The following is a 15,629-nucleotide window of genomic DNA, read 5'->3' on the forward strand; positions in this document are numbered from 1 at the left end:
CGGCCGCGTCAGGCTGCGCCGTTCGGGGACGGATCGATCACGCGGCCGGAGCCTGCCCGGCCACGACGACGCCGAGCGTGTCGAGGAGCGACGACCGCGCACGGCTCACCCGGCTCTTCACGGTGCCGACCTGGCAGCCGAGCATGACAGCGGCCTCCTCGTAGGTGTGGCCCTCGGCGCCCACCAGCAGCAGCGCCTGGCGCTGCGCGGAGGGCAGGTCGCCGAGACGCTCCCAGACGACCTTGAGGGTGCTGGCATCCTCCTGGTCGGACGGGCTGGTCATCTGCCCGGCATGCGTCCCGTCCACGTCCTCCACCTCCCGCCGCGTCTTGCGCAGGTCGGTGTAGAACTGGTTGCGCAGGATGGTGAACAGCCACGCGGTGAAGTTGGTGCCGGGCCGGAACCGCTGCTGGTTCGCCCAGGCCTTCACGAAGGTCTCCTGCACCAGGTCGTCGGCGCGGCTCACGTCGCCCACGAGCGACAGGGCGAAGGTGCGCAGGGCCGGCAGGGCCTTGATGATGTCGCCGCGGAAGTCGAAGGGGACCGTCTCGCCGTGCGCCGTGACCGCCGCCTCGAAGCGGGACACCAGGGCCGCGAGCTGCGCCGGCAGGGGCTCCAGCTCCACGACCTTGAAATACTCCCGGATCGGCAGGGCGAGGTGCTGGCCGATGGAAGCGGCGTAGCCGGCCCCGTCCCGGGTGCCCGCGCCTCCGTCTGGCCGGTCCGCAGCGTCCTCAGTCATGAACGTTTTCGCCTCCAACGCTGGTATACTGGAATAGCTCTAACGTCGGTAGCGGTGGAATCCTGAACCGATGCCAAACGCTCCCAATTGTGACAGGGAATTTAAGCATGGTGACCGGGGTGACAACGGCGGCCGGATCCGGGCCCCCGGGCTGGCAGCGGCGGGCCGGTCGATGCAGAGTGCGCAGCGTCAGGAGAGCGGGATGACCCACGATCACGCGCAGCACGCGCATGGCCACGACGATCACCACCACGATCATCACCACGGCAGCGACCTGTCGCCGGTCGAGGCCCGGGTGCGCGCCTTGGAATCGCTGCTGACCGAGAAGGGCTACGTCGACCCGGCGGCCCTCGATGCCCTGGTCGAGCTCTACGAGACCAAGGTCGGCCCCCACGCGGGGGCCCGGGTCGTGGCCCGGGCCTGGACAGATCCCGCCTTCCGGGCGCGGCTCCTGGCCGACGCCACGCCGGCCATCGCCGAGTTGGATATCGGCGGCCGCGGCGGCGAGCACATGGTGGTGGTCGAGAACACGCCGGAGATCCACAACCTCGTCGTCTGCACCCTGTGCTCCTGCTACCCGTGGCCGGTGCTCGGCCTGCCCCCGGTCTGGTACAAGGCGCCGCCCTACCGGGCGCGGGCGGTGATCGACCCGCGCGGCGTGCTCGCCGAGTTCGGCGTGACGCTGCCGGAAACCACCCGCATCACCGTCTGGGACTCGACGGCCGAGACCCGCTACATGGTCCTGCCGATGCGCCCGGCCGAGACCGAGGGCTTCTCCGAGGAGGCCCTGGCCGCCCTCGTCACCCGCGATTCCATGATCGGTACGGGCCTGCCCAGGGCGATCCCGGTCGCGCCCGCGGAGATGCCGGTATGAACGGAGCCCAGGATCTCGGCGGGGCGCACGGCTTCGGGCCGGTGGTGCCGGAGCCGGACGAGCCAGTCTTCCACGCCGCGTGGGAGCGCCGCGTCTTCGCGCTGGCCATGGCCATGGGCTACACGGGCGCCTGGAACCTCGACGGCAGCCGGGCCAACCGCGAATCCCTGCCGCCGGCGGAATATCTCGCGTCGAGCTACTACGAGATCTGGCTCAGGGCGCTGGAGAAGCAGGTCGTCGGCACCGGGCTGGTGACGCCGGCCGAACTGGCGAGCGGCCGATCCGCGGAGAAGGCCAAGCCCGTCGCGCGGGTCCTGGCCCGCGAGGGCCTGGAGCAGCGCTTCCGGGCCGGCTTCCCGAGCAGCCGCGCCGCCGATGCCCCGGCGCGCTTCGCGGTCGGCGACGCCGTCCTGGCGCGCAACAGCCACCCGACCGGCCACACGCGGCTGCCCCGTTACGTGCGCGGCAAGCGCGGCCGGATCGTGCGCGTCGACGGGGTCTACGTCTTCCCCGACACCAACGCCTACGGGTCGGGTGAGAACCCGACCTGGCTCTACACGGTCGCCTTCACCGCGCAGGAGCTGTGGGGCGAGAGCGGCGACCCGGGCGGAGTCGTCACGGTGGCGGCCTTCGAACCGTACCTGGACCTCGCGTGACCGCGCCGTCGCCCAGCCCCTTCGCGGCGCCCTGGGAGGCGCAGGTCTTCGCCCTGGTGGTCTCCCTGCGCGAATCCGGGCTGTTCACGTGGTCGGAATGGGCGGACCGCCTCGGCCGCCAGATCCGCCCCACCGAGGCCCCCGAGCAGGCGGCCGATTACGGCGCGTGGCTCGCGACGCTGGAAGCGCTCCTGGCGGAGCGGGGCGTGGCGGGGCCCGAGAGCGTCGCGGCGCGGACCGAGGCCTTCCTGCGGGCCGCGGAGGCGACGCCCCACGGCCAGCCGATCCGCCTGGAGAACGACCCGCTCTACCGGCCCTGAGACCGCAGGCTGTCGAGCGGCACCGGCGCGACGTGCGACCGGCCGCTCATCAGCTGGTCGAGCAGCGCCAGAACCTCGGCCCGCCCGCAATTGCGGGCGGGCTCGAACGGCGTCCAGGTCTGGGTGAAGTCGAGGCGCTCGAACACGTCGCGGTAGCGGCGCAGCTCGCTCGGCGTGAGCGGCACCCCGCGCACGAAGGCCTTGTGGGCCGAGATCGTGGTGGCGCGTCGGAAATCCGCCGGGTCGAGCTCGAACTTCAGGGCGTCGCCGCAGAAGCAGATCTTTCGCCCACGGTCGTACAGGATCGCGTGGCCATCGAAATGGCCGGCGGTGCGGTGCAGCTCCAGCCCCGGCAGCGGCTCGAGGAAATCGTCGTAGGGCCAGCTCACTTGCAGCGCCGCGCTCCACGTGAAGTCGGCCGCCGGCAGGCACAGCTCCGGGTCGAACCGGTCCTGGAGCTGCGTCAGCGCCCCGTAGGAATGTGGGTGCGAGGCCGAGAGCACAGCCATCCCGCCGAGCCGCTCGATCTGGTCGAGGGCGGCCTCGCTGAAGACCGGGCAGCCCTCGAAGCCCATGTTCCCGTGCTCGGTCTGGATCAGATAGGCGGACGGCCCGATGCCGGAGACCGGCTCGTTCCAGAAGCGCCAGACGCCCGGCTCGAGCTCCTGCCAGTGGCAGGGAAAGGCCTCCTGCGCCTCGCGGGCGGTGCGGAAGCGCCAGCCGTCCTGCGGCACGACGTGGCGGGCGTCGAGGCACATCGGGCAGGCGGCCGGCACCTCGAAGTGCCGCTGCCAGAACCCGCAATTGTCGCAGGTGTAGGCGGGCAGCTTCAGGGCGCCCGCGAAGGGCAGATAGCCGGGCATCGTCTGGGACCTTCCTCGGGGCAGTGTCTATAGATGGCCCCGGTTCAGCCGCCCTCTCCGTCATCGCGAGCGCAGCGAAGCGACCCAGGGCAGCGCGACACCGGGGAGCGTAGCGCCGGCTGGATTGCTTCGCTCCGCTCGCAGAGACGGCGGCACGCCTATCAACCGGAACGGGTGTAACAGGCGGCGCGGTCGGTTACAGCCGTCAGCTCCGCCCGGGCAGGCGGCGCGCCGACCGGGCGGCGTGGACGGTGCCGGCGAGGCCGACGAGGGCCAAGCCGACGAGGCCGCCGACCACGACGTCGCGGGTGCGGCTCGTGACGAACTCGGCGCGGCTCGCCTTGGTCCGACCGGAGAAGCGCCCGTCGATACCGGCCGGGCCGGGCACTGGGGCCTCGAGATTGCCCGCCATCTCGGGGATGGTCTCGTCGGAGAGCTGGGCCGACCACATGGCGGCGGCCTTGCGGTCGGCGAGCGCCGGCGCCAGCGCCTGGGCGGCCGCCATCATCACCGAGGACCGGCCGACCCAGACCTCCCGGCGCGGGTGCTCGACCGCGTACAGGATCGCGTCGGCGCAGAGCCGCGGGTCGAAGACCGGGTCCGGCGCGTACTGGCGGTGGCCGGTGCGGTTGCGCGCCCAGTTGAACTGCGGCGTGTTGACCGCCGGCAGGTAGATCACGCTGAGGCTGACATTGACCCGGTCGTGCAGCAGCTCGCAGCGCAGGGCGTCGGTGAAGCCCGAGACCGCGAACTTGGCCGCGCAGTAGGGCGCCTGCAGGGGCGCCGCCCGGATCGCGAGGCCCGACGAGACCTGGATGATCGCGCCGCGGTCGCGCCGCTTCATGTAGCGCAGGGCGGCGAGCGTCCCGTAGACCTGGCTGAGATAGGTGGTCTCGGTCACCCGCCGGTACTCGTCCGGGGTGATTCGGTCGGCCGGGTTCACCACCGTCGACATGGCATTGTTCACCCACGCGCGGATCGGGCCGAGCTCGCGCTCGACCCGCTCGGCGGCCGCGTCCACGGCCTCCGAGTCGGCGACGTCGGCGCCGATCGCCAGCACCGGCTGGCCGTAGGCGGCGAGCGCCCGCTCGGCCGCGGAGAGACGGTCGGGATCCCGCGCGATCACCGCGACCGACCAGCCGCGCGCGGCGAATTCATGCGCGGTGGCGAGCCCGATTCCGGCCGTGCCCCCCGTAACGACCGCAACCCGTGCCATACCGACCTCATCCGCGACAGACCGAACCGGCAACACGGTGCGGCGCGCTCGGTTGCGCCGCCCGATTGGGCCGGAACGTCACGGGGATACCGATCGCGATACCGATTTCGCGGACCGGGACGCAACGTCCGACCGCGGCCGCTGTTGACTGCCTGTACCGCGTCATGCCGAACCATCGAGGGTCGCAGCCATGCGCACTGGACGACGCTTCTCCCTCTTCTCGCTCCCGATCGATCCCTGGCCGCAGGCGTCCCTGGCCGAGCGGACCGCCGTCGGGATGGTCCTGACCGGCCTGCTGCTCGTGCCGGCCTGCGCGGTCGGGGCCGCGCTCCTCGTGTTCACGACGCTCGCGGCCCACGTGTACTGGTCCTACGATCTCGGCGCCTCCCTGCACGCGTTCATCGCCCGGCATGCCGGGGCCGCCGTCGCGCGGCGCGGCCGGCTCGTCCACAAGGCCTGACGCGCGGGAGCGGATCGACGGCCGGGCGGTGTTGAGCCGTGCCGGTCCACACGGCCCGGCCGCGCGGCCCCCGCGATCCCTGTGCGTTCGCCTCGGTCCGATTTGACCTGACGGTCTCTCGTGGGCCAGTCAGGTTCGGAACCGAGAGATCGCCATGTTCCGTACCCTGATGTCTGCGCGGCGCTTCGCGCCGCTGTTCTGGTGCCAGTTCTTCTCGGCGTTCAACGACAATTTCCTGAAGAACGCGCTCGCCTTCCTGATCCTGTTCGGGATCGGCGGCCAGGCGGACGCCCATGCCGGCGTCCTCGTGACGCTCGCGAGCGCCGTGTTCATCGGGCCGTTCTTCATTCTGTCGGGTCTCGGCGGCCAGTGGGCCGACCGCTACGACAAGGCGCTGATGGCGCGGCGGCTCAAGTTCGCCGAGATCTTCGCGGCCGGAACCGCCGTGCTCGGCTTCCTCCTGCACTCGATCCCGGTTCTGTTCGTGGCGCTCGGCCTGTTCGGGACGATCGCGGCGCTGTTCGGCCCGATCAAGTACGGGATCCTGCCGGACCATCTCCGGCGCGAGGAGCTGCCCGCCGGCAACGCCCTCGTGGAGGCGGCGACCTTCCTGGCGATCCTGCTCGGCACGATCGCGGCCGGCGCGGCCTCGGCGATGGGCGGCTCGGGACTCGTGTTCGGCGTCCTGGTGATGGGCTTCGCCGTCCTGTGCTGGCTCTCGGCCCGGATGATCCCGGCGACCGGCGAGGGGGCGCCGGACCTGCGCGTCGACCCGAACGTCGCCCGCTCGACCTACGCGCTGCTGCGCGACCTCTGGGCCGACACGCGGCTGTGGCGCGGCTCGCTCACGGTGAGCTGGTTCTGGCTGGTCGGCGTGGTGGTGCTGTCGCTGCTGCCGGTACTGGTGCGCGGCGCCTTCAACGGCACCGAGACGGTGATCACGCTGCTGCTGGCGCTGTTCTCGATCGGCATCGCGGTCGGCTCCGGCCTCGCCTCGTGGCTCGCCAGCGGCCGGATCGTGCTGCTGCCGACGCCGGTCGGCGCGGTGCTGATGGGCCTGTTCGGCCTCGACCTCGCGTGGACGATCGGCCACCTGCCGGCCCCGCCCGCCGAGCCGATCGGCCCCCTCGGCTTCCTGCAGACCGGCCACGGCCTGCGCACCGGGATCGACTTCCTCGGGCTGGCGATCTCCGGCGGCCTCTACATCGTCCCGTCTTTCGCGGCCGTGCAGGCCTGGGCCGAGAAGGCGATGCGCGCCCGGATCATCGGCGCGGTCAACGTCATGACGGCGGCCTTCATGGTCGCCGGCACCCTGGCGCTCGCGGCGCTGCAGGGCGCGGGCCTCACGATCGCGAGCCTCCTGGCGGTGGTGGCGGTGCTGAACCTGATCGTCGGCGCGCTCGTGTTCGCGACCCTGCCGACGAGCCCGTTCCGCGATTTCCTGTCGATCCTGTTCCGGGCCTTCTACCGGCTGGAGGTCCGCGGCTTCGACAACCTCGCGGCGGCCGGCCCGAACGCCATCATCGCCCTCAACCACGTCTCGTTCCTCGACGCGCCGCTCGCGCTGTCGCTCCTCGAGCAGGAGCCGGTCTTCGCCATCGATAGCGGGATCGCGCAGCGCTGGTGGGTGCGCCCGTTCCTGCGCATCACCAAGGCGATGCCGCTCGACCCGACCCGGCCGCTCGCCACCCGGACGCTGATCAACGCGGTCAAGAGCGGCGAGACCCTGATCATCTTCCCCGAGGGCCGGCTCACGGTCACCGGCAGCCTGATGAAGGTCTACGACGGCGCCGGGCTGATCGCCGACAAGTCGGGCGCGATGGTCGTCCCGGTGAAGCTCGACGGCCTGGAGCGCACCGTCTTCTCGCGGCTGTCGCGCGGGCAGGTGCGCCGCCGCTGGTGGCCCAAGGTGACCGTGACGGTGATGCCGCCGGTGCGGCTGACCGTGGACCCCGCGCTCAAGGGCAAGGCGCGGCGGCAGGCGGCGGGTGCCGCCCTCTACGGGATCATGTCGGACCTCGTGTTCCGCACCGCCGACATCGACCGCGGCCTGATGGCGGCGCTGATCGAGGCGGGCGAGCGCCACGGCTGGAGCCGCAACGCCCTGGAGGATCCGGTCGGCGGCCGCCTCAGCTACAGCCGGCTCGTGATGGGCGCCAACATCCTCGGCCGCAAGCTGATGCCGCTGGCGCCCGTGGGCGGCCGGATCGGCGTCATGCTGCCGAACGCCAACGGCGCCGCGGTGACGCTGTTCGCCCTCGCCTCCGCGGGCCGGGTGCCGGCGATGATCAATTTCTCCGCTGGCCCCGCCAACGTGCTCTCGGCCTGCCGGGCCGCGGAGGTCAGCAGGATCCTGACCTCCCGGGCCTTCATCGAGAAGGGGCGGCTGGGGTCGCTCGTGGAGGCGATCCGCGGCTCGGTCGAGTTGATCTACCTGGAGGACGTGCGGGCCGGCATCACGACGGGGGACAAGATCCGCGGCCTCCTGGCGCCGCGCCGCCCCCTGGTGGCGCGCGCCGGCGAGGATCCGGGGGCGGTGCTGTTCACCTCGGGCAGCGAGGGCACGCCGAAGGGCGTGGTGCTCGCCAACCGCTGCATGCTCGCCAACGTGGCGCAGGTGGCGGCCCGGATCGATTTCGGCCCGATGGACAAGGTGTTCAACGTCCTGCCGGTGTTCCACGCCTTCGGGCTCACGGCCGGGCTGGTCCTGCCCCTGGTCTCGGGGGTGCCGGTCTACCTCTACCCGTCGCCGCTGCACTACCGGATCGTGCCGGAGCTGATCTACGGCTCGAACAGCACCGTCCTGTTCGGGACCGACACGTTCCTCACGGGCTACGCCCGGTCGGCCCATTCCTACGACCTGCGCTCCCTGCGCTACGTCGTGGCCGGCGCCGAGGCCGTGAAGGAGACCACCCGGAAGACCTGGGCGGAGAAGTTCGGGCTGCGCATCCTGGAGGGCTACGGCGTCACCGAGTGCGGGCCGGTCGTCGCCCTCAACACGCCGATGTTCAACCGGTTCGGCACGGTCGGGCGGATCCTGCCCGGCATCGAGACCCGCCTCGAGCCGGTGCCGGGAATCGACGAGGGCGGCCGCCTGTCCCTGCGTGGACCGAACATCATGCTGGGCTACCTGCGCGCCGAGAAGCCCGGCGTGCTGGAGCCGCCGCCGGGCGGCTGGCACGACACCGGCGACATCGTGGCGATCGACCCGATGGGCTTCGTCACCATCAAGGGTCGGGCCAAGCGCTTCGCGAAGATCGCCGGCGAGATGGTGTCGCTCGCCGGCATCGAGACGCTGGCCGCCGAACTGTGGCCCGACCGTCCGAGCGCGGTGGCGGCGGTGCCGGACGCGCGCAAGGGCGAGCGGCTGATCCTGTTCACGCAGGAGAAGGGCGCGACCCGGGCCGCCTACCAGAGCTTCGCCAAGGGACGCGGCGCCTCAGACGTCGCGATCCCCGCCGAGGTGGTGGTGCTGGACGCGATCCCGATGCTCGGCACCGGCAAGGTCGACCAAGTGGCCGTCACGAAGCTCGCGCTGGAGCGGGCGAAGGAGAACGCGGCGGCCTGACGGTCGCGGCCGGGCCTCGCGCGTCACCCAAACGGGGGATGCGGTGCTCCCCGGGATCCGCTCGTATCGTGAATACAGCCGTGATTCGAACCGCTTGACGCGTTCGGGGCGCGGGTCTGAGGGGGACTCGGTACGCAACGGCGAGGGACAGATCATGCGGAAGGGCAGGCGAGTTCCGGCTTGGCTGGCGAGGCGGACCTACTTCAAGCGGATCGAGCGCTGGGCGAAGCCCGGCAAGGCGCGCAAGGCGGCGCAGCCCCCTGAGACACCGGCAGCCGCGATGCCCTCCAACGTCGTGCCGTTCCCGATCCGGATGAATCGGCCGGATCGGCCCGCCTTCGAGGACCTGCGGGGCGTCGGTACGGCCTAGAGGCCGGCTCCGGCGGGGGCTTGCCGGGCGCGCGGGAACACGGGATCCTGCGCCGTCGGAGCCGAGACCGGGAGGATGCGTGCCGCACGACGGGTCGGATCCGCGCGCGTCGGCGCCTCCCCGGAAGCGGGCGAGGGGCCTGCGCGCGGCGCTTGGGGCCACGGCGCTCGGTCTCGGCCTCCTGGGGGCCGGCACCGCCGCGCTCTGGCGCTACGCCGACGCGCTGCCGCCCCTCGACCTGGCCGCGGCCGAATCACGCTCGACGGTGGTGCTGGATCGGTCCGGCACGCTGCTGCGCCCCTTCGCGACCACGGACGGGCGCTGGCGCCTGCCGGTCACCGCTGAGGCGGTCGATCCGCGCTACCGGGCGATGCTGCTCGCCTACGAGGATCGCCGCTTCGCCGCGCATCCCGGCATCGACCCGGCCGCGGTGCTGCGCGCCGCCGGCCAGTGGCTGACCCGCGGCCGCATCGTGTCCGGCGCCTCCACCCTGTCGATGCAGGTGGCGCGCCTCGTCGAGCCGCGGCGCGAGCGGTCGCTCGAGGCCAAGCTCCGCCAGATGGCGCGGGCGGTCACGCTGGAGCAGCGCCTCGGCAAGGCCGGGTTGCTCGACCTCTACCTGGCGCTGGCCCCCTACGGCGGCCCGCTGGAGGGCGTGCGCGCGGCGAGCGTCGCGTATTTCGGGCGCGAGCCGGTCCGGCTGACTGCCGCGCAGGCGGCCCTGCTCGTCGCCCTGCCGCAATCGCCCGAGACCCGCCGTCCGGACAGGTTCCCCGAGCGCGCCCGCGCCGCCCGCGACCGGGTCCTGGCGGTGGCCGTCGCGCGGGGCATCCTCACGGCGGCGGAGGCCGAGGCCGCCCGGGCCGAGCCGGTGCCGACGGCGCGCAAGCCGTTCCCGATGCTCGCGGCGCACGCCGCCGAGGAGGCGGTGGCGGCCGATCCCGGTGCCGCCACGATCCGCCTCGCGATCGACGGGCGCCTGCAGGAGCGGCTGGAAACCCTGGCGGCCGAGCGCGCCGCCGCCGCCGGCCCGGACCTCTCGGCCGCGATCCTCGTCCTCGACAACCGCGACGGCCGGGTGCTCGCTCAGGTCGGCAGCGCCGGGTACCTGGACCCCGCCCGGCGCGGCGCCATCGACATGACCCTGGCGGTGCGCTCGCCCGGCTCCGCGCTGAAGCCCTTCGTCTACGCCATGGCCTTCGCGGACGGTCTCGCGCATCCCGAGACCCTGCTGGAGGATCGCCCGGCGCGCTTCTCGGCGAGCTACGCGCCGGAGAATTTCGACCTGACCTTCCAGGGCACGGTCACGGCCCGGCGGGCCCTGCAGCTCTCGCTGAACGTGCCGGCGGTCGAGCTGATGGACGCGGTCGGTCCCGCCCGCTTCATCGCCCGGCTGCGCGCCGCCGGGGCCGGGATCCAGCTCCCGCGGGAGGCGGCCCCGGGGCTGCCGGTCGCGCTGGGCGGCCTCGGCATCACGGTCACCGACCTCGCCCGGCTCTACGCGGGGCTCGCCCGCGGCGGCGCGGTTCCGGACCTGCTGCGCCGCGCCGACGGGGTCGCGGCCGAATCCCGGCACCGCGTCGCCGAGCCCGTGGCGTCCTGGTACGTCGCCGACATCCTGCGCGGGACACCGCCGCCGGAGAACGCACTGCCGAACCGCATCGCCTACAAGACCGGCACCTCCTACGGGTACCGCGACGCCTGGGCCGCCGGCTTCGACCGCCACGCGACGATCGTCGTCTGGGCCGGGCGCCCGGACGGCGCCGCGGTGCCGGGGCTCGTGGGCCGCACCGTCGCGGCGCCGATCCTGTTCGACGCCTTCGCGCGCCTCGGGATCGAGCCCGAGCCGGTCCCCCAGCCGCGGGACGCGCTGGTGGTCGGGACGGCGGGCCTGCCGCCGCCGCTGCGGCACCTGCGGCGCGAGGCGGCCGAGGCGGCGGGACCGGCGCTGCGGATCGCCTATCCGCCGGACGGGGCGCGGATCGATCTCGGCCTCGCGGTGGACCGGCACGGCGCCGCGGAGGGCGGCCCGGGTCTCGCCCTCAAGGCCCTGGGCGGCGTGCCGCCGCTCACCTGGCTGGTCGACGGTCAGCCGGTCGTGCAGACGCCGCGGCGGAAGGCCGAGTGGGCCCCGGGGGGCGCGGGCTTCGCGCGGATCTCGGTCTTGGACGCGACCGGCGCCAGCGACAGCGTGTCCGTCCGCCTCGAGTGAGCCGACGGCGGGTTCCTTCGGCTCAGCGACCGAGGCCGCGCTGGGCGCCGGCCGGGCCGCGCGCCTCGCAGGATTCCAGCGCCGCGGCGAGGCGCGCCGCGCTGGCCGCGGACCCGTAAGACAGGTTGAGGACAGTGGAGAGGATCCCGACGCTCACGAGCACGCCGAGGGCTGCCGCGCCGAGCAGAACGGCGGCGATCAGCCTGTTGCGTCGCAGGTCCGCCGTCAGCGCCCCGATGAGGTCCCGGTTGTGTTCGGCGAGACCGTTCCGCGCCGCCACCAGCTCGTTGTACATGTTCGTGATGGCGTTGGTGGACATGTACACCAGCAGCAGGTGGACGACGAAGTCGTCGTCCGTCGTGGTGTTGAGGGCGGCCGCGATCCGCACGGCGAGCTGACGCTCCCAGGGCTGGAGATCGCGGCCGTGGACCGACCGGTAGAACCGCTCGAGGTTGGTCACGGCCGGAGGGCATCCCGCCACGCCGTGTGGAAGTTGCGCCGCAGGCGGCGGCCCTCGACCCGCAGGCGCATCGGCGCGCTGTTCGCCAAGGCCTGCCAGGTCGTGTTCTGCACCCGCAGGGCCTCGATCAGCCGCTCGCCGATCCGCTCGATCTCGATGACGCGAAAGTTCGACTGCTTCCGCAGGGATCGCACGAGGTCGGACGATTCGAGATAGTCGAAATTGGTCGCCTGGGCGGTGTTCTTCGCCAGGATCGCCCGGTCGCACTCGATCAGCATGGGCCGGAGCTCGCGCAGGACCTCCAGGGCTGTGGGATCCACCGCGCCGGCCGCGACGACCACGGCGAGGCGGACATTCGCCTCCCGGCAGCTCTCCACGATGATCTCGGTGCACCGACGGGTCGTCTCGGTGTCGCCGGCCGGGAAGTCGACCACGACGAGGCGCTCGGCCGCCTCGGTCACGCGCTCGATCAGGTCCTGGCACAGGGTCGGGTCGACGCGGCCCGTGCTGTCCTCGGCGCGCAGGCGCTGCCGGATGGCGGTGATGCCGGGACGGCGCGGGACGAAGTTGTCGCTGCCGGGCGTGGTCTCCTGCATGAGTGCCGTGTGGAAGTGCCTGTTGGCCGGGTCGGTGTCGATCGCCAGGACCGGACCGACCTCTGCGCAGAGATCGGCCACCTGCAGGGCGATGGTCGTCTTGCCGACGCCGCCCTTGCCGCCGAGGCAGAGCACGAGAACCTTCGCGGCGGCGCCCAGGAGATCGCGCTGGATGTCCTGGATTTCGTCCGGGCTGTACCAGGCCGGAACCTTGCTCTGCGTCGTGTCGGTCATGCGGTGTCTCCTTGCTGATACGCGCGGGGTGGCCGCCGGACGCGCGCTCCGCGCGCGGCACCGGGCTGCGGGATCTCGGGGGTTCACGGGCTCGGGCCGGGCCGCACGGCCCGCGTGGGCGGGACGCGGCGCGCGCCGGCTCGACGGCGCGCCCGGGATGCCGGTCGCATCACGCGCGGGATCCGGTCGTGCACGGGTCGGCAGAGGCGCGGCCGCCTCGTGCTCGTGGCCCGGATGTGGACGGCCGACGCTCGGGTTCCGCGATGACGTCCGTCGCCACGATCTGCACTCCGTTGCTGGATCCGCTTCGCCGACGGCTCCGGCCGCAAGTCTTCCTCGCCGCGGCCGAGGGCAATGCATGATCATGCTCGGACCTAGGGAGGACGCAAGCCTCGAAAAATCGGATCTCTTCTCGACGAATGCTCTAGAATGAGATCGTTAATGAAGGTTTATATTTATAAAATATGAAATAATGAGCGAAGTACGACTATTACATCTGCATGAACACACAACATCCCGGACATCGTCCGCAATTCGATCGATTCGGCCGGCCGGAATCCGCGCGGGCCATCTGGGATGCGGGCCTTGCCCGGCCCTGTCGGCGGTGACCCGGTCGTCACCGCGCCGCGGCGAGGGGCGCGAACACGTCGATGAGGCCGTTCACCAGGATCTGGGTCCCGACGCAAAGGAGCAGGAAGGCGAAGAGGCGGCCCATCACCCGGGCGCGGGCCGGGCCGATGAAGGCGACGACCCGGTCGGCGGAGGCGTAGAGAACCGCGACCGTGGCGGCGACCGCGAGGGCCGCCAGCGTGACGCCGATATAGAAGCCGAAGCGCTCCGCGTAGGCCTCCGGCCGGTTGGCCCCCAGGGTGATGGCAACCGCGATCGTCCCCGGCCCGGTGGTGAACGGGAGCGTCAGGGGGAAGAAGGCGATGTCGGCGAGAGGGCCGGGGGCCGGGTCGCCCGGCGGCTCCGCCGGGACCGCGCCGCGGCCCGCCGACCCGGAGGCCTCGGCCTGCTTGCGCGCCTCCCGGGCCTCGGGCCGGTTCAGCTGGGTCCAGGCCGACGACATGACCACGAGGCCGCCGGCGATGCGCAGCGCACCCAGGGTGACGCCGAAGAAGTTCAGGATCGGCGTGCCCGCCCAGAGGGCGCCGAGCATCACCAGGGCGGCGTAGACGCCGATCCGGCGCGACAGCAGCACGCGCTCGGCGTGGCTGAAGGCGCCCGCCACCTGCGCGAAGATGAAGGCGCCCCCGACCGGGTTCACGATCGAGAACAGCGCGGACAGGGCGAGCAGGAACTGCTGGGTGGTGAAGTCGAGGCTCATCGGGGTCAACCCGGGGAGGGGGCCGGCACCAGCACCCGGGCCGGCGCGAGGCGGCGGGCGCGCCGCACCTGCTGGACGGCCACCGGCCGGTAGAGCTGCTTCGTCGCGTCGACCACGTGCAGGCCCGCGAAGGGCAGGGACAGGCCGGTGCCGAGCCACTCCCAGGCGGGCCCGGTGCGCAGCATCAGGCGCGAGCGGGCCGGCGGCATGTACAGGGTCTCGGCCCAGCTCACCGGCGAGAACAGCGTGTCGCGCATGAGCCGCCCGAGCTGCGAGCGGCTGTAGGGCTGGCCGTGGCCGAAAGGCGTCGCCTCCCGGCGGGCCCAGACGCCCCGGCGGTTGGGCACCACGAGGATCATGCGGCCGCCCGGTGTCAGGGTGCGCCAGACCTCCTGCAGCAGCTCCGTCGGGCTCTCCACCGATTCGAGGGCGTGGACCAGGATGACCCGGTCGATGGCGGCCTCCGGCAGCGGCATCATGGTGGGATCGGCGAGCGCCGCGCAGGAGCGCCCGGTGCCCGGCCAGTTCACCACGCCCTGCGAGGCCGGCATGAAGGCGAGGGTGCGCTCGGCGATGCAGTGGACCGGCCCGAGATACGGCGTCGCGTAGCCGATCCCGAGGACGCGCAGCCCCGAGACCGGGCCGAGGAAGTCGTGGAGCGCGCGGCCGACCACGCGGTGCGTCGTGCGGCCCAGAGGGCTGGCGTAGAAGGCCCGCAAGCCGTTGACGTCGAGGCGCATGGAGGGACAGGAGATCGCGGACGGAACGGTCGTCGTAACCAATGGTGAGCCGCGCGCCGCGCGGCAAGCGCCGGAGGAACCTCGCCGGACCATCACCTGTTCACGGCAACAGATTTCGCGCCGCTTCGCGCCCGTTCGCGTTCTTGGGAGACCCCGTCCGATGGCCGCCGAGACCGAGATTCGCACCTTCCTCTGCCGCAGCGACAACATCGGCGTGCTGATCCGCGATCCGCAGACCGGCGCCTGCGCGGCGATCGACGTGCCGGAGGCCGGACCGGTCCTCCGGGCCCTCGACGAGACCGGCTGGCGGCTGACCGACATCCTCGTGACCCACCGGCACGCCGACCATGTCGAGGGTATCCCGGAGGTGAAGCGGGCGACCGGTGCCCGGGTGGTCGCCCCCGCCAGGGCCGGCGACGCGGTCCCGCAGGTGGACGTGACCGTGCGGGAGGGCGACACGGTCACGGTCGGCAGCCTCGAGGCGCAGGTCTGGGAGACGCCGGGCCACTGCGCCGACCACGTGACCTACTGGTTCGCGGAAGCCGGCCTCGTCTGCGCCGGCGACACCCTGTTCACCCTCGGCTGCGGGCGCGTGATGGAGAGCCCGCCCGAGACCCTCTACCGCTCCCTGCGGCGCTTCGACGACCTGCCCGACGCGACGCGGGTCTTCAGCGGCCACGACTACGTACTCTCCAACGCGCGCTTCGCCCTGGCGGCCGATCCGGACAACCCGGAGCTGAGGAAGCGCCTCGCCGAGGCCGAGCGCGCCCAGGCGGAGGGGCGGTTCCTCATCCCCTCGACCATGGGTGCGGAGCGGGCGACAAACCCGTTCCTGCGCAGCGGGCAGCCGGCCCTGGCGCGATCCGTCGACCTTCCGCCGGAAAGCGATCCCGAGGCGGTGTTCGTCGCCTTACGGGCGTGGAAGAACCGCTTCTGACGCAGGTGATAACGAGAAAAATTTGTTGCCTTCTCAAGGCAAACTGACACA

General features: G+C 72.4%; 15 protein-coding genes. 8 read left to right on the forward strand and 7 right to left on the reverse strand.

The features are described from left to right. Window positions 1-37: 37 nt before the first annotated feature. Window positions 38-742, reverse strand: a complete 705-nt coding sequence (locus tag ACQKQD_RS09145; RefSeq protein WP_056525618.1) for a sigma-70 family RNA polymerase sigma factor — start codon at window positions 740-742, stop codon at window positions 38-40. A 202-nt stretch (window positions 743-944) separates the two neighbouring features. On the opposite strand from ACQKQD_RS09145, the gene nthA reads away from it, so the two are divergent. The 3 genes from nthA to ACQKQD_RS09160 are packed head-to-tail and all read left to right on the forward strand — an operon-like array spanning window position 945 to window position 2,592. Continuing rightward, window positions 945-1,616: a nitrile hydratase subunit alpha gene (gene nthA, locus ACQKQD_RS09150; protein WP_091681267.1), complete on the forward strand. Its 672-nt coding sequence runs from the start codon at window positions 945-947 to the stop codon at window positions 1,614-1,616. Next, window positions 1,613-2,272, forward strand: a complete 660-nt coding sequence (nthB, locus tag ACQKQD_RS09155) for a nitrile hydratase subunit beta (protein ID WP_427508156.1) — start codon at window positions 1,613-1,615, stop codon at window positions 2,270-2,272. The genes nthA and nthB overlap by 4 nt, the downstream gene beginning before the upstream one ends. Further along, window positions 2,269-2,592 (forward strand): nitrile hydratase accessory protein, encoded by a 324-nt coding sequence (locus tag ACQKQD_RS09160; protein ID WP_056525624.1) that lies wholly within the window; start codon window positions 2,269-2,271, stop codon window positions 2,590-2,592. The genes nthB and ACQKQD_RS09160 overlap by 4 nt, the downstream gene beginning before the upstream one ends. Here ACQKQD_RS09160 and ACQKQD_RS09165 read toward each other — a convergent pair. Both ACQKQD_RS09165 and ACQKQD_RS09170 read right to left on the reverse strand, forming a co-directional pair. Next, window positions 2,580-3,455: an MBL fold metallo-hydrolase gene (locus ACQKQD_RS09165; RefSeq protein ID WP_427508157.1), complete on the reverse strand. Its 876-nt coding sequence runs from the start codon at window positions 3,453-3,455 to the stop codon at window positions 2,580-2,582. The genes ACQKQD_RS09160 and ACQKQD_RS09165 overlap by 13 nt on opposite strands. Before the next feature lie 205 nt (window positions 3,456-3,660). Next, a complete protein-coding gene (locus ACQKQD_RS09170; protein WP_427508158.1) occupies window positions 3,661-4,671 on the reverse strand; it encodes an SDR family oxidoreductase in 1,011 nt (336 codons plus the stop codon). A gap of 190 nt (window positions 4,672-4,861) precedes the next feature. On the opposite strand from ACQKQD_RS09170, the gene ACQKQD_RS09175 reads away from it, so the two are divergent. From ACQKQD_RS09175 to pbpC, 4 genes are all read left to right on the forward strand, one after another. Then, complete coding sequence (locus ACQKQD_RS09175; protein ID WP_020093716.1) at window positions 4,862-5,131, forward strand: hypothetical protein; 270 nt, start codon at window positions 4,862-4,864, stop codon at window positions 5,129-5,131. 154 nt (window positions 5,132-5,285) lie between these two features. Next, window positions 5,286-8,699 (forward strand): acyl-[ACP]--phospholipid O-acyltransferase, encoded by a 3,414-nt coding sequence (locus ACQKQD_RS09180; protein ID WP_427508159.1) that lies wholly within the window; start codon window positions 5,286-5,288, stop codon window positions 8,697-8,699. A gap of 154 nt (window positions 8,700-8,853) precedes the next feature. Next, complete coding sequence (locus ACQKQD_RS09185) at window positions 8,854-9,069, forward strand: hypothetical protein (protein ID WP_020093718.1); 216 nt, start codon at window positions 8,854-8,856, stop codon at window positions 9,067-9,069. A 79-nt stretch (window positions 9,070-9,148) separates the two neighbouring features. After that, window positions 9,149-11,281: a penicillin-binding protein 1C gene (pbpC, locus tag ACQKQD_RS09190; protein WP_427508160.1), complete on the forward strand. Its 2,133-nt coding sequence runs from the start codon at window positions 9,149-9,151 to the stop codon at window positions 11,279-11,281. A 22-nt stretch (window positions 11,282-11,303) separates the two neighbouring features. Here pbpC and ACQKQD_RS09195 read toward each other — a convergent pair whose 3' ends face one another. The 4 genes from ACQKQD_RS09195 to ACQKQD_RS09210 form a co-directional block, all read right to left on the reverse strand. Then, on the reverse strand, window positions 11,304-11,741 hold the full coding sequence (locus tag ACQKQD_RS09195) for a hypothetical protein (protein WP_427508161.1): 438 nt from the start codon (window positions 11,739-11,741) through the stop codon (window positions 11,304-11,306). Next, window positions 11,738-12,571, reverse strand: a complete 834-nt coding sequence (locus tag ACQKQD_RS09200) for an ArsA-related P-loop ATPase (RefSeq protein ID WP_091979515.1) — start codon at window positions 12,569-12,571, stop codon at window positions 11,738-11,740. Before ACQKQD_RS09200 ends, ACQKQD_RS09195 begins: the two co-directional genes overlap by 4 nt. A 616-nt stretch (window positions 12,572-13,187) precedes the next feature. Continuing rightward, window positions 13,188-13,901 carry a MarC family protein gene (locus ACQKQD_RS09205; RefSeq protein WP_427508162.1) on the reverse strand — a complete coding sequence of 238 codons (714 nt, stop codon included), beginning with the start codon at window positions 13,899-13,901 and terminating at the stop codon, window positions 13,188-13,190. Between the two features lie 5 nt (window positions 13,902-13,906). Continuing rightward, a complete protein-coding gene (locus ACQKQD_RS09210) occupies window positions 13,907-14,641 on the reverse strand; it encodes a class I SAM-dependent methyltransferase (protein ID WP_427508163.1) in 735 nt (244 codons plus the stop codon). A gap of 160 nt (window positions 14,642-14,801) precedes the next feature. Between ACQKQD_RS09210 and gloB the strand changes: the two genes are divergently transcribed. After that, window positions 14,802-15,578, forward strand: coding sequence for a hydroxyacylglutathione hydrolase (gene gloB / locus ACQKQD_RS09215; protein WP_427508164.1), 777 nt, complete (start codon window positions 14,802-14,804; stop codon window positions 15,576-15,578). Window positions 15,579-15,629 lie beyond the last annotated feature (51 nt).

Source organism: Methylobacterium sp. NPDC080182 (assembly GCF_050281105.1).
GTDB lineage: Bacteria > Pseudomonadota > Alphaproteobacteria > Rhizobiales > Beijerinckiaceae > Methylobacterium.

What these genes read in the sequence shown, in the direction of transcription:
- ACQKQD_RS09180 (WP_427508159.1), top strand. Translation starts at nt 5,286, where the DNA reads ATGTTCCGTACCCTGATGTCTGCGCGGCGCTTCGCGCCGCTGTTCTGG.
- ACQKQD_RS09145 (WP_056525618.1), bottom strand. Translation starts at nt 742, where the DNA reads ATGACTGAGGACGCTGCGGACCGGCCAGACGGAGGCGCGGGCACCCGG.
- ACQKQD_RS09170 (WP_427508158.1), bottom strand. Translation starts at nt 4,671, where the DNA reads ATGGCACGGGTTGCGGTCGTTACGGGGGGCACGGCCGGAATCGGGCTC.
- ACQKQD_RS09165 (WP_427508157.1), bottom strand. Translation starts at nt 3,455, where the DNA reads ATGCCCGGCTATCTGCCCTTCGCGGGCGCCCTGAAGCTGCCCGCCTAC.
- ACQKQD_RS09205 (WP_427508162.1), bottom strand. Translation starts at nt 13,901, where the DNA reads ATGAGCCTCGACTTCACCACCCAGCAGTTCCTGCTCGCCCTGTCCGCG.
- nthB (WP_427508156.1), top strand. Translation starts at nt 1,613, where the DNA reads ATGAACGGAGCCCAGGATCTCGGCGGGGCGCACGGCTTCGGGCCGGTG.
- ACQKQD_RS09200 (WP_091979515.1), bottom strand. Translation starts at nt 12,571, where the DNA reads ATGACCGACACGACGCAGAGCAAGGTTCCGGCCTGGTACAGCCCGGAC.
- ACQKQD_RS09185 (WP_020093718.1), top strand. Translation starts at nt 8,854, where the DNA reads ATGCGGAAGGGCAGGCGAGTTCCGGCTTGGCTGGCGAGGCGGACCTAC.
- gloB (WP_427508164.1), top strand. Translation starts at nt 14,802, where the DNA reads ATGGCCGCCGAGACCGAGATTCGCACCTTCCTCTGCCGCAGCGACAAC.
- ACQKQD_RS09210 (WP_427508163.1), bottom strand. Translation starts at nt 14,641, where the DNA reads ATGCGCCTCGACGTCAACGGCTTGCGGGCCTTCTACGCCAGCCCTCTG.
- ACQKQD_RS09175 (WP_020093716.1), top strand. Translation starts at nt 4,862, where the DNA reads ATGCGCACTGGACGACGCTTCTCCCTCTTCTCGCTCCCGATCGATCCC.
- nthA (WP_091681267.1), top strand. Translation starts at nt 945, where the DNA reads ATGACCCACGATCACGCGCAGCACGCGCATGGCCACGACGATCACCAC.